The sequence below is a fragment of the Amycolatopsis sp. NPDC005003 genome (assembly GCF_053600695.1).
Map to the genome: position 1 here is coordinate 167,394 of NZ_JBSGAI010000002.1, position 12,756 is coordinate 180,149.

12 protein-coding genes are annotated in these 12,756 nt (G+C 72.3%); 5 read left to right on the plus strand and 7 right to left on the minus strand.

Annotated features, from left to right (window positions below):
• Positions 1–6 precede the first annotated feature (6 nt).
• Genes ACWED2_RS03170 through ACWED2_RS03180 form a run of 3 tightly spaced genes read left to right on the plus strand, consistent with a single transcriptional unit; the run spans position 7 to position 2,933 of the window.
• Positions 7–1,284: a magnesium transporter MgtE N-terminal domain-containing protein gene (locus ACWED2_RS03170; protein ID WP_449688782.1), complete on the plus strand. Its 1,278-nt coding sequence runs from the start codon at positions 7–9 to the stop codon at positions 1,282–1,284.
• Positions 1,277–1,777, plus strand: coding sequence for a DUF1003 domain-containing protein (locus ACWED2_RS03175; RefSeq protein ID WP_449688783.1), 501 nt, complete (start codon positions 1,277–1,279; stop codon positions 1,775–1,777). The genes ACWED2_RS03170 and ACWED2_RS03175 overlap by 8 nt, the downstream gene beginning before the upstream one ends.
• 10 nt (positions 1,778–1,787) lie before the next feature.
• Positions 1,788–2,933, plus strand: coding sequence for an Mrp/NBP35 family ATP-binding protein (locus tag ACWED2_RS03180; RefSeq protein ID WP_449688784.1), 1,146 nt, complete (start codon positions 1,788–1,790; stop codon positions 2,931–2,933).
• Positions 2,934–3,243: 310 nt separating this feature from the next.
• Here ACWED2_RS03180 and tatB read toward each other — a convergent pair whose 3' ends face one another.
• The 4 genes from tatB to sigE form a co-directional block, all read right to left on the minus strand.
• The gene (gene tatB / locus ACWED2_RS03185; RefSeq protein ID WP_449688785.1) at positions 3,244–3,657 is read right to left on the minus strand and encodes a Sec-independent protein translocase protein TatB; all 414 of its coding nucleotides are present in this window, start codon (positions 3,655–3,657) and stop codon (positions 3,244–3,246) included.
• 77 nt (positions 3,658–3,734) lie between these two features.
• On the minus strand, positions 3,735–5,252 hold the full coding sequence (locus ACWED2_RS03190) for a S1C family serine protease (RefSeq protein WP_449688786.1): 1,518 nt from the start codon (positions 5,250–5,252) through the stop codon (positions 3,735–3,737).
• A 758-nt stretch (positions 5,253–6,010) separates the two neighbouring features.
• Positions 6,011–6,661, minus strand: a complete 651-nt coding sequence (locus ACWED2_RS03195; RefSeq protein WP_449688787.1) for an anti-sigma factor family protein — start codon at positions 6,659–6,661, stop codon at positions 6,011–6,013.
• Positions 6,658–7,269, minus strand: coding sequence for an RNA polymerase sigma factor SigE (sigE, locus tag ACWED2_RS03200; protein WP_449688788.1), 612 nt, complete (start codon positions 7,267–7,269; stop codon positions 6,658–6,660). The genes ACWED2_RS03195 and sigE overlap by 4 nt, the downstream gene beginning before the upstream one ends.
• Before the next feature lie 190 nt (positions 7,270–7,459).
• Here sigE and ACWED2_RS03205 point away from each other — a divergent pair, with 190 nt between their 5' ends.
• On the plus strand, positions 7,460–8,104 hold the full coding sequence (locus ACWED2_RS03205) for an O-methyltransferase (protein ID WP_449688789.1): 645 nt from the start codon (positions 7,460–7,462) through the stop codon (positions 8,102–8,104).
• A 755-nt stretch (positions 8,105–8,859) separates the two neighbouring features.
• Here ACWED2_RS03205 and ACWED2_RS03210 read toward each other — a convergent pair.
• Complete coding sequence (locus tag ACWED2_RS03210; protein ID WP_449688790.1) at positions 8,860–10,038, minus strand: MFS transporter; 1,179 nt, start codon at positions 10,036–10,038, stop codon at positions 8,860–8,862.
• A 62-nt stretch (positions 10,039–10,100) separates the two neighbouring features.
• On the opposite strand from ACWED2_RS03210, the gene ACWED2_RS03215 reads away from it, so the two are divergent.
• The gene (locus ACWED2_RS03215; protein ID WP_449688791.1) at positions 10,101–11,066 is read left to right on the plus strand and encodes a LysR family transcriptional regulator; all 966 of its coding nucleotides are present in this window, start codon (positions 10,101–10,103) and stop codon (positions 11,064–11,066) included.
• Here the strand turns inward: ACWED2_RS03215 and ACWED2_RS03220 are convergent.
• Both ACWED2_RS03220 and ACWED2_RS03225 read right to left on the minus strand, forming a co-directional pair.
• Entirely contained in the window at positions 10,991–12,454 is a 1,464-nt protein-coding gene (locus ACWED2_RS03220; RefSeq protein WP_449688792.1) for a leucyl aminopeptidase family protein, read from the minus strand. The two genes, ACWED2_RS03215 and ACWED2_RS03220, sit on opposite strands and share 76 nt — an antisense overlap.
• A gap of 90 nt (positions 12,455–12,544) precedes the next feature.
• Complete coding sequence (locus ACWED2_RS03225) at positions 12,545–12,712, minus strand: DUF3117 domain-containing protein (protein WP_013222969.1); 168 nt, start codon at positions 12,710–12,712, stop codon at positions 12,545–12,547.
• Between the last annotated feature and the right edge of the window lie 44 nt (positions 12,713–12,756).

Consider the following 12,756-nt stretch of genomic DNA (forward strand, 5'->3'; position numbering starts at 1 on the left):
ACCGGTATGGCCGCGGTCAACAGGGTTTTCGCAGCTCAGCTGTCCGGGTTGCCGGTTTTCGGGCCGGACGGCGAGTCGATCGGCCGCGTCCGCGACCTGGTCGCCGGCCTGCGCCTGGACGCGCAGCCGCCGCGGATCCTCGGCCTGGTCGTCGAGCTGAGCACCCGGCGGCGCGTCTTCGTCCCGATGCTGCGGGTCACCTCGATCGAGCCGGCCGCCGTCACGCTCGCCACCGGCTCGGTCAACATGCGCCAGTTCAACCAGCGGCCCAACGAGGTCCTGGTGCTCGGCCAGCTGCTCGACGCGCACGCCACGCTGGCCGGGTCGGAGACGCGGATCACCGTCGTCGACGCCGGGATGGAACCGACCCGCACCCGCGACTGGGTGCTGGCCAAGCTCGCCATCCGGGAGCGGCGGCTCGGGCTGGGCCGCCGCCGCGCGCCGATGCAGGTGCTGCCGTGGTCGGAGGTGGCCGGGCTCGGCCTGACCGACCTGACCGGCCAGCCCCAGGGCGCCGGCCAGCTGCTCATGCTGTTCGACACGATGCGCCCGGCCGACATCGCCGCGACCGTGCGCGACCTGCCGCTCAAGCGGCGCCACGAAGTCGCCGACGCGATGGACGACGAGCGGCTCGCCGACGTCATCGAGGAACTGCCGGACGACGACCAGAAGGAACTGCTGGCCTACCTGGCCGAGGAGCGCGCGGCCGACGTCCTGGAGGCGATGAACCCCGACGACGCGGCCGACCTGCTGGCCGAGCTGGCCCCGGCCGACCAGAGCCGGCTGCTGGAGCTGATGGAGCCGGAGGAGTCCGCGCCGGTGAAGCGGCTGCTGGAGTACTCGTCGGACACCGCGGGCGGCCTGATGACGCCGGAGCCGGTGGTGCTGACCCCGGACACGACGATCGCCGAGGCGCTGGCCCACATCCGCAACGCCGAGCTGCCGCCGGCGCTGGCCAGCATGGTGTTCGTCTGCCGCCCGCCGACGGCGACGCCGACCGGGCGCTACGTCGGCGTCGTCCACTTCCAGCGGCTCCTGCGGGAGCCGCCGGCGGAGCTGGTCGCCAGCGCCGTGGACACCGGGCTGCCGCCGCTGAAGCCGGGCGCGTCGCTGGCCGAGGTCACGCGGTACTTCGCGGCCTACAACCTGACCTGCGGGCCGGTCGTCGACACCGAAGACCACCTGATCGGCGCGGTGACCGTCGACGACGTCCTCGACCACCTGCTGCCCGAGGACTGGCGCGAGACCGGGCTGCACGACACCTTGGAGGAAGACCGTGCCTGAACCGACTCCGGGACGGCGGCTCGACCAGCCCCGCGGCCAGAACCGGTTCCGGCTGAACATCGACCCGGATTCGTTCGGGCGGTTCACCGAGCGGATCGCGCGGTTCCTGGGCACCGGGAAGTACCTGTTCTGGCAGACGCTGATCGTCGTGGTGTGGATCGTGCTGAACATCACCGCGGTGTCGCTGCAGTGGGACCCGTACCCGTTCATCCTGCTCAACCTGGCGTTTTCGACGCAGGCGGCGTACGCGGCGCCGTTGATCCTGCTCGCGCAGAACCGCCAGGACGACCGCGACCGCGTCTCCCTGGAGGAGGACCGCAACCGCGCGGCCCAGACGAAGGCGGACACGGAGTACCTGGCCAGGGAGCTGGCGGCGCTGCGGCTGGCGATCGGCGAAGTGGCGACGCGCGACTACCTGCGCAGCGAGCTGGACCGGCTGCGGGAGGACCTGGACGTCAAGCCCAGGAAGGCCCGCACTCCTACCGGCTCGTAACATGGGGTGGGTGACCAGCACCCAGCAGCTCCCCAGCGTCGACGACGTCCGCAGCGCGCTGAAGAGCGTGCAAGACCCCGAGATCCGGAAACCCATCACGGACCTGGGGATGGTCAAGGACGTTTCGGTCGCTTCCGACGGTGTCGTCACCGTCGGGATCTACCTGACGGTGGCCGGCTGCCCGCTGAAGGCGACGCTGACCAACGACACGAAGACGGCGGTTTCGAAGCTGCCGGGCGTCGTGGACGTGCGTGTCGAGCTGGACGTGATGAGCGACGAGCAGCGCACGGAGCTGCGGAAGTCCCTGCGCGGCGACGCGGCGGAACCGGTGATCCCGTTCGCGCAGCCGGGCTCGATGACCCGGGTGTACTGCGTGGCCTCGGGCAAGGGCGGCGTGGGCAAGTCGTCGGTGACGGTCAACCTGGCGGCGGCGATGGCGGCGCGCGGCCTGTCGGTGGGTGTCGTGGACGCGGACATCTACGGCCACTCGATCCCCCGCATGCTGGGCGCGCGCGAGAAGCCGACCAAGGTCGACACGATGATCATGCCGCCGCAGTCCCACGGCGTGAAGGTGATCTCGATCGGCATGTTCACCCCGGGCAACACCCCGGTGGTGTGGCGCGGCCCGATGCTGCACCGGGCGCTGCAGCAGTTCCTGGCGGACGTGTTCTGGGGCGACCTGGACATCCTCCTGCTGGACCTGCCCCCGGGCACGGGCGACATCGCGATTTCGGTGGCCCAGCTGATCCCGAACGCGGAGATCCTGGTGGTGACCACCCCCCAGCAGGCGGCGGCCGAGGTGGCGGAGCGCGCGGGAGCGATCGCGTTGCAGACGCGCCAGCGCGTGGCAGGGGTCATCGAGAACATGTCCTGGCTGGAGACGCCGTCCGGGGAGCGCATGGAGATCTTCGGCTCTGGTGGCGGCGCGACGGTGGCTGAGTCGCTGACGAAGTCGATCGGGTCGGAGGTGCCGCTGCTGGGGCAGGTTCCGATGGACCCGAAGGTGGTCGCCCAGGGCGACGCGGGCACGCCGATCGTGCTGTCCGAGCCCGAGGCACCGGCTTCGGTGGTGTTGAGCGACGTGGCGAAGAAGCTTTCGGTCCGGGCGCGCGGGCTGGCCGGGATGATGCTGAACGTGACCCCGGCGGGCCGCTGAGCAGCGCTACCAGCTCCCTGGAACTCCGGTGCCCCGCCACCCCGAAGCCGGGATTGTGACTACGGCTTCGGATCGGGGTTGCGGGAGGTCTGGGTGGCAGCCTGCCGCTCACGCCGGTGAGCCACCCGCGACCCCACCAGCTCGCCGTCGAGCCACGCCGCGATCCCGCGGATCCGGTCGTCGTCGAACAGGCGCCGCCAGGTTCGGTCGTAGGCGTCGTCGTCGCGTGAGACGTCGAAGTACGCGTCCTTGCCGCGGATCAGGACTTCCCAGCGGGCGCGGTCGGACTCGGTGAGGAAACCGATGGTGACTATGTCGCGTCCGGGTCGACCGGCGGGCGCTCGCCCGGCTTGAGCGGCTCCGGCGCGGACTGGGCCAGGTAGCCGTTCGAGCCGTTGGTCCCGTTTGTCGGCGTGCTGCTGCCGTTCGTGATGCCCTTCAGGCCGAGCGGGTCGGCGTCGCCGTCGAACAGGTGCTGCGTCACCACCCGCTTCGGGTCGAAGTTCCGCAGTCCGCGGAGGTCTTCCAGCGGCTTGCGCAGCTGGTCGAACTCCGGGCCCATCTCCTCGCGGAGCTGCTCCTTCGCGCCGGTCGCGAATTCGCGGACCTTGCGCACGCTCTTCGCGAGCCACGACGCCGCCTCGGGCAGCCGTTCGGGGCCGAGGATGAACAGACCGGCGATGATGAGGACGAGGATTTCTCCCCATCCGACACTCTCGAACACCCGTCTACCTCCACTCGGAACCTACCCGCCCAGGGTACCCGCCGCCCGCCTTGCTCCGGCAGGCCGAACGCGGGAACTCAGTCGGAAGCCAGGGTTACGTCCACGACGAAGCTGGCGCCGTCGCGCGCCAGCGACACCGGGACCACTTCGCCGACGTCGTGCGCGCGGACCGCGACCGTCAGCTCCGCGGAGTCGCGGACGAGCCGGTTGCCGACCTTCGTGATGACGTCGCCTTCCTTGATGCCCGCGTTCGCGGCGGGGCCGCCGGGCGCGACGTTCTTCACCTGGGCGCCCATCGTGGACGAGCCGGCGACCGTCGACGACGCGTTGATGCCGATGTCGGCGTGCTGGACCTTGCCGTCCTTGATCAGCGCCTTCGCGATCTTGATCGCGTAGTCGCTCGGGATGGCGAAGCCGATGCCTATGCTGCCGCCGTCGGCGCCCGCGGAGCGGATCGACGAGTTGATGCCGATCAGCGCGCCGGTGGAGTCGACGAGCGCGCCGCCCGAGTTGCCGTGGTTGATCGCGGCGTCGGTCTGGATGGCCTCGTAGGTGACCGGCGGGGCGCCGTTGTCGCCGCCCGCGGTGATCGGCCGGTTCAGCGCGCTGACGATGCCGGCGGTCACGGAGTTCTGCAGCGCCAGCGGCGAGCCGATCGCCATCACGGTGTCACCGACCTGCAGGTCCGCGGACTTGCCGACCTGCAGCACGGTCGGGTTGGTGACGTTGACCTTCACGACGGCGAGGTCGGTCTTCTGGTCGGCGCCGACGAGCTTGGCCTCGGTGCGGGTGCCGTCGATGAAGACGGCCGTCACCTTGACGCTTGGGTCCGCGGCGGCGGAGGCGATGACGTGTTCGTTGGTGAGGATGTAGCCCTGCGGGTCGATCATGACGCCGGAGCCCTGCTCACCGGATTCGGCGCCGGGCTTGAACACCTCGAGCGAGACGACGGCGGGCGCGACGCGCTTGGCGATCTCGGCGACCGACCCGGCGGGGCGTTCCTTGCCGGCCTCGGCTTCGGCGATCGTGGCGGAGCCGGTGAGTTCGGTGCCGGTGTCGCCGACCCACCAGCCGACGAAGCCGCCGGCGGCGCCGACGAGCAGCGCGACGACCCCGAGCAGGACGAGCGCCTTCGGCTGCACGCGCCGTCCGAAGAGCACCTCGGGCAGGCTGAGCAGGGCGCCCGAGGGCCGCTGGGCAGGTTTCGCCTCGTCCTCGGCGGGCACGGCGGGCCCGGCGAGCACCGCGGCGGCCCCGGGATCACGCCACGGGTCGCGGGTGCCGGTCCACAGGGGCGGTTCGACGTCCGGCGCGTCACCGGTGGCTTCCCGCGGCCGTTCGAGCAGCACGCCCTCGGCCCCGGGCGGCCGCCGGAAGGCCTCGGCGAGCGACTCGGGCGCGGGCGGGGCGAGGTTGACGCCGTTGGTCTTCTGCGGGGAGTAGAGCTTGTCGAACGCCCCGTCGACCCCCTGCGGCCTGCCGAACACGGCGGCCTGCGCCGGATCGACGGCCGGCCGCGCGAGCGGCCGCGGGCCCAGCCGGTCGGCTTCGCGCGCGCCGGGCTGCTCGGGATTCACGTTCGGCTCGGTCATCATTCCCCGGTGCAGAAGATCAGGTGGCTGGGCGTGACGATACCCAAGCCCAGTGCTCCGAGTCTGCCGGTCCGAGGGTGAAGTGGCTGTTTCTTGAGCCGCTTGTCCACAGGGTGAGGGCGATGTGGACAAAACGGCTGCGCAGGCCTGCGATCGGCGGTTTTCGTCCGGGGGTGGCGATAGGCTGGACTTGGGGACGCCCTCCAGGGAGGGCGGGGGTTCCGGCAAAGTCGGAAGGACCTTTTAGGTGGCTCACCGGCGTGAGCGGCAGGCTGACCGGCCTGAGTGGCTGGCTCACCGCCGTGAGCGGCTGGCTGACCGTTGTGAGCGGCAGGCTGCCACCCAGACCTCCCCGCAACCCCGATCCGAAGCCCCAACACGGCCGGCAGTGCCGGGTCAAGGCACGCTTTCCCGCCTTGACGCGGTACTGCCGGCCGTAGTCACAATCCCGGCTTCGGGGTGGTGGGCACCGACCTTGCCCGTCGGCCGAGAAGGCCCGAGGCACCTTTGGCCGCCCGGCGGCCTCCGAACCCCCCACTTGACCGGCACAACGACTTCGCCGGAACCCTGCCTTGGGAAGGCGGGGGCCGCGCTGGGGCCAAGCCGATCCCGGCACCCAGCTAACGCCGCCGACCCGCTCGCCCGCCGGCTCGGCCCGCCAACGAAGATTTCGACCGTCGGCTCGTCGCAGCGGCACCCGCGTACCCCGGACACACCGAAGGCCGCCGCGAAGCGAGTTCGCAGCGGCCTTCAAAGTCGACTCAGCGGATGCCCGCCGGCACCGCCGCCGGTGTCGTGGTCGCCGGTGTCGAGACCGGGGCCGGTTGCTGAGGCACCGCCATCTGGGCCGGCAGCAGGTTCGCCGGCTGCGGCACCCCGCCGCCCGTTTCGGGGGATCCGTCCCCGTCCGCCGACGTCCCCACCAGGGCCAGCGCGCTCAGCACCAGCCCCGACACCACCACGCCCGCCCCCTGCGCCGCGCGGCGCTTGAAGCGGCCGGCGCCGAGGACGTTCGGCGACTGGCCCAGCGGGGCCGATGATCCCAACGGCGCCACACCACCCAGGACGCCCGCATCGCGCAGGCCGGCGACCCGGTCGGGCCGCTGGACCGCGACCAGCTGGCCGTCGGCCGTGATCGCCAGGTTGTCCGGGGTGCTCGGCAGCTCCGTGTGCTGCGGGATCGACTGGAGGCTCGCGAGGAACCCGGCCGACATCGACGGCGCTCCCGCGCGCCGGATGGCCTCGACCGTCTGGCGCTGCGCGCGCACCTCCGCCGCGCACGCCGTGCAGCGGGTGATGTGCGAGGCCGCGCGATCGCGCGCGCCGTGGGACAGCTCGCCATCGACGAACGCCACCACGACGTCCGGCAGCAGGTGCGACTCGGGAAGTGCCCAGCCTCGCGGTGCGGTCATACCGTCACCTTCGCAGACTGCGGTGCGTGAGCGCGACGGCGCTCGAGCGACGCGCGCAGCGCCTGACGCCCGCGGTGGATCCGGCTGCGGACCGTGCCCAGCTTCACATTCAGCGTCGCGCCGATCTCCTCGTACGACAGCCCTTCGACGTCACACAGCACGACGGCGGCGCGGAACTCCGGGGGCAGCTCGTCGAGCGCCGCCTGCAGGTCCGGGTCCAGGTGGGTGTCCGAGTAGACCTGCTCGGGGCTCGGGTCGTCGCCCACGATGCGGTCGGTGTCTTCGGGCAGGCCTTCCATCCGCACGCGCGAGCGGCGGCGGGCCATGTCCAGGAACAGGTTGGTGGTGATCCGGTGCAGCCAGCCTTCGAACGTGCCGGGCTTGTAGGACGCCAGCGAGCGGAAGACCCGGATAAAGGTCTCCTGCGTGAGGTCCTCGGCGTCGTGGGTGTTACCGGTCAGGCGGTAGGCGAGCCGGTAGACCCGGTCGCCGTGTTCGCGCACGACCTCGTCCCAGGACGGCGGCGTCCAGGCCGCTTCGTCCAGGGTCACGGGCTGGGCCCCGGCGTCGGCAACGGCGTTCTGCATCGCGGGAGCAGGCACCTCCATCAGCGTTTCTCCTGTCTGCTCCACCCAACGCGGGCCCTCGGCACGGTGTTCCCGTGTGTTCGGATTTCAGTCTCTCCGGGTTCCTTATGGTTCTAGTGAGACTGGACTGAGAGCAGGCTGAGAACTTCTTCCCGGGTGCTTACCAGGGAGCCTGCGCGGATTTATCGACAACCAACGCTAACCTCCGTGCGTGAACACGCCCACCCCTGCGGCCGCACCGGCCGATTCCGGGTTCGTCGACGGGTACCTGCCCGACGACGAGGTGCTGTCTTCGGCGCGGGCACGGGCCGAAGACCTGGGCTGCACCCCGCTCAGCGCGGGTGCGGGCGCGACGCTGCGCTTCCTGGCCGCGACCCTGTGCGCGAAGGCCGTCGTCGAGGTCGGCACGGGCGCGGGCGTGAGCGGGCTCAGCCTGCTGCGCGGCATGGCTCCCGACGGCGTGCTGACCTCGATCGACGTCGAGCCGGAGTACCAGCGGGCAGCGCGGGCGACGTTCCGCGAGGCCGGTTTCGCGCCGGGCCGCACCCGCCTGATCATCGGGCGCGCGCTGGACGTGCTGCAACGGCTCACCCCGGGTGGCTACGACCTGGTGTTCGTCGACTCCGCGCACATCGAGTACCCGGGGTGCTACGAGCTGGGCGTGGGGCTGCTGCGGCGCGGCGGGATCATCGCGTTCCACAACGTGCTGGCCGGCGGTCGGGTGATCGACCCGGCGCACCGGGACCCGGAGACGCTGGCGTTGCGCGAGGTGGCGCGGGCGTTCCGGGAGGACGAACGCCTGGTGCCGGCCCTGCTGCCGGTGGGTGGCGGCCTGCTGGTCGGTGCGGCTACCTGAGCGCCTGTCCACAAGAACGCTCACCTGTGGACAACTGGCTGTTCACGGGCGGGTTCGTGGGTGGGGGCCGGTAGACTGGACTTGGGGACGCCCCCCGAGGAGGGCGGGGGATGTCTGGGTCTCCTGGGGGCCTGGTCCGCGGCAAAAATCGTATGCGCGCCGGTTGGTGCATCTCCCGACCGCAGGTGGCTGGCCCGGGTCTCTTCGGCGGATGGGCTGTTTGGTGCCCGCCACCCCGAAGCCGGGATTGTGACTACGGCCGGCAGTACCGCGTCAAGGCGGGAAAGCGTGCCTTGACCCGGCACCGCCGGCCGTGTTGGGGCTTCGGATCGGGGTTGCGGGAGGTCTGGGTGGCAGCCTGCCGCTCAAGTCGGTGAGCCACTTGAAAGGGCCCTCCGACTTTGCGCGAACCCTGCCCGGAGAGGGCGGGGACGACACCGGCGGCGCTGGTCGAGGTGTCGTTGCGGTTCTTGAGCTTGGACGCGCGGATCCGGATCGCTGCCCGGGTCCGCGAACCCGGGGCTCGTTGCGGGTGATCGCGGCCGCCCGGTGTCGACGATCAGCCACGGACGGCACCGCCAACAGCAACCCGCGGCACCTATCGGCCGCACGCAGCGCACGAACGGGCCACGGCCTGGCGAGCCCGGCCCAAGGCGTGAGCTCACCGCGGATCCGGTGTTGGGCTGGATGCGCGGTGGAGCCCGCAGATCGCCCGTCGGCTCCGCCGCGATTCTGGGGTCGGGGAGGGGCCTGGCTCAGCCCGCATTCACCAGCTCGAGCCGCTCAGCCCGGACCCGCGTCCCGGCGAGCACCGCGGCCACCGCCAGCAGCAGCCACACCGCCACCACCGCGATCAGCCACGACCACCCCGCGTGCCCGTACACCCAAGCGCCCGCCGCGCCGCCCACGCTGCTGCCCAGGTAGTACGTCGCCGTGTACGTGCCGCCCACCTGGCCGCGGGCGGTCTCCGGGGCGTCCGCCGCCGCCCAGCCGTTCGCCACCGCGTGGGCCGCGAAGAATGCGCACGTCAGCACCAAAAACCCCGCGATCACCAGCGGCAACGAATCCGGCAGCGTCAGCGCCGCACCGGCCGCCGTCAAGATCAGCGCTCCGATCAGCGCTCGGCGGCGCCCCACCCTGGCCACCAGCCGTCCGGCCGCCGCCGACGACACCGAGCCCGTCGCGTACGCCAGGAAGACCAGGGACGCGATCGCCGGTGACAGGTCCAGCGGCGAACCGGTCAACCGGAACCCGGCCGCGTTGTAGAGCGCCACGAACGAGCCCATCGCGAGCAGCGCCACGCCGTACTGGGCCAGCAGCACCGGCTTGCTCAGCGCCGTGACCAGCCCGTCCCACAGCCGTGCGCGCCCCGGACGCCGCGTGCCCGGCGGCAATGCCACCACGGTCACCGCCGAACACACCGCTCCCACGCAGGCCACCACCAGCAGCGCGCCGCGCCAGCCCAGGGGACCCGCCGTGAAGCCACTCGCCAGCCTGCCGAGCATGCCGCCGATCGTGTTGCCCGCGATCATCGCGCCGACCGCCGCCGCGACGCCCGCTCGGCCGAGGCGTTCGGCCAGGTACGCGGCCGCCACGCCGGGGAATCCGGCGATCGCGACGCCCTGCAGCGCGCGCAGGACCAGCAGCGCCGGGTACGTCGGCATCAGCGGCAGCAGCAGGCCGAACACCACCGACGCGATGACCGACGTCAGGATCACCGGGCGGCGGCCGACCACTTCGGACAACGCCGCGATCGGCAGCACCGCGATCGCGAGCGCGCCGGTCGCGACGCTGACCGCGAGTGCCGCGCCGCCGGGGTCGAGGTGGTACTGCGCCGCCAGTTGCGGCAGCACCGGCTGTGGCGCGTAGAGCAGCGCGAACGAGGAGATCCCGGCCGCGGCGACGGCCGTCTTGACTCGGCGGGTGGAAGTCACGTCCTGAAAGTAAGCAGCCCTAATCAATACGTCCAATGCAGCCAGCTGGCAGAATCGATGCGGTGACGTATGACTCGCTGTCCGCGCAGGTCGCGCCCCACCTGCCGTTGCTCGTCGCCCTCCGGGACACGAGGAACGTCACACGCGCGGCCGAGCTGCTGGGCGTGCCGCAGCCGACCGTGAGCCGGCGGCTCGCGGCGCTGGCGGACGCGCTGGGCGCGCCGCTGACGGTCCCGGACGGCCGCGGCATCCGGCTGACCCGCGCGGCGGAACTGCTGGCCGAGGCGGCCGAACGCGGGCTGGCGGCGCTCGACACCGGCGCCCGGCTGGCGCGCGAGGAGGTGTCGCCGGAGTCCGGGCACGTCGTGCTGGGGTTCCTGCACCTGCTCGGGCGGTCGCTGGTGCCTTCGCTGCTGCGTGGGTACCGGGCGCGCCACCCGGGCGTGCGGTTCACGCTGGTGCAGGGCTCGCGGCAGGACATGGTCGACCGGCTGGCGGGCGGCGAGCTGGACCTGGCGCTGGTGGCACCGCTGCCGGACGTCCCGGCGCTGGCCTGCGCGGGCCTGGTGGACGAAGAGATCCTGCTTTCGGTGCCGGCGGGCCACCGGCTGGCGGGGCGCCGCGAAGTGCGGGTGGCGGAGCTGGCCGACGAGGAGTTCGTGCTGCTCGAGCAGGGCTACGGCGTCCGGACGCTGACGGACGAGCTCTGCGCGGCGGCCGGGTTCACGCCGCGGATCGCGTTCGAGGGCCAGGAGTCGGACACCGTGCGCGGCCTGGTGGCGGCGGGGCTGGGCGTGGCGCTGCTGCCGCGGTTCGGGCCGGGCACGCCGGCGGGGGTGGCGGAAGTGCCGCTGTCCCCGCCGCCGTTCCGGACGATCGGGCTCGTGTGGCGGGCGGAGGAGCCGATGACGCCGGCGGTCACGGGGTTCCGCGACCACGTCCTCGCGAGCCGTCAGGCCAGTGAAGCCGCGAGCTCGACCAGCGTCCGCGCCGCGAACCCCGTCGCCCCCGCCACCACCTCGTCGTAGTTCTTCTCCGACCGGGCCGGCCCCGCGATGTCCAGGTGCGCCCACGGCAGGCCCGAGGTGAACTCCCGCAAGAACAACGCCGCCGTGATCCCGCCCGGGCCGCCCGGCGTCTGCCGTACGTCGCCGAACTCGCCTCGGACGTTGTCCGCGTAGTCCTCCACCAACGGCATCCGCCACCACGCCTCGCCCACCCGCGCGCCCGCTTCGGACACCCGCGAAGCCAGCGAGTCGTCCGAGGCGAACAGCCCGCCCGTGCGCAGGCCCAGCGAGACCTTCATCGCGCCCGTCAGCGTCGCCGCGTCGACCACGTAGTCCGGGGTGAACCGCTTGATGCCGTAGACCAGCGCGTCCGCCAGGACCATCCGGCCCTCCGCGTCCGTGTTGCCCACCTCGGTCGTCTTGCCGCCGTAGTGCCGGACGATGTCGCCCGGGCGGTACGACGACCCCGACACGTGGTTCTCCGCGCACGGGACCAGCGCCGTCACCCGCACCGGCAGCCCCAGGGCCGCGACGGCGCGGATCGCCGCGATCACCGCTGCGCCGCCCGCCATGTCCGTGCGCATCAGGTGCATCCCGTCGGCCGGCTTGATCGACAGGCCGCCCGTGTCGAACGTGATGCCCTTGCCCACCAGGAGCAGGTGTGTCGAGGCCCCCGACGGCTTGTACGCCATCTCGATCAGCCGCGGCGGCCGGGCGGAACCGCCGCCGACGGCCAGGACGCCGCCGAAGCCCTCCGCCGCGAGCCACTTCTCGTCCCGCACCGTCACCTCGACGCGGGGGCCCGCCACGCGGGCCGCGGTGTCGGCCAGCCACGCCGGGGTCTTCACGTTGGACGGCGTGTTCGCGAGGTCGCGCGTCAGCGCCGTCGCCGCCGCCAGCGCGGAAGCCCTCTCGACCGACGAAGACAGTGCGGAGACGTCCCCCACGAGCCGCAGCGTCCGCACGGACGGCGACGGGTCCTCGCCGGTCACCTTGTACCGGTAGCCGCCCAGCAGCAAGCCCAGTGCGAGGTCGGTGACGTGCTCGGCCGACGCCTCTTCGGGCAGCTCCAGCTGCACCGAGCGGAACGCCTTGCCGCCGTTCCGGACGTCCTCGGCCAGCGCCGCGTTCACCGCGCGGATCAGCGCCGCGCCGGTCTTGCGGTACTCCTTCGGCTCGCCGCCGCCCAGTCCCGCGATCCAGCGGGGCCCGTCGCCGGGCACCGTCTGCACGTCGCCCGCCTTGCCGCTGATCCGGACGCCCTCGATCTCCAGGGGCTCGACGTCATCGTTGCTGGGATCACTGTCGGGCGCGGCCACCAGCCGGGCCGTCGGGACGCCGCGGCGGAGCTCCCCCGCGACCTCGATGTCGAGCAGAGTAGCCGGAACGGGCGGTAGCGGATTACGCACAGTGAGCAACCTTCGGGCGCAGAGGAACCGCGACCCCGGCCTCCGAAGGGAGACCGGGGTGCGACGGAAGGACGGATCGGGAAGGACGGCTCAGCCGGTGACCTCCGCCAAAGCGGCGCCGAGGTCCTTCGCTTCTTCCGCGGAGAGTTCGACGACGAGTCGCCCACCACCCTCGAGCGGTACGCGCATCACGAGGCCCCGCCCCTCCTTAGTCACTTCGAGGGGACCATCTCCGGTCCGGGGCTTCATGGCCGCCATAGCGTGCTCCCTCCGTCTCAACCGGCGCGCCCGGGTCGCGCTCG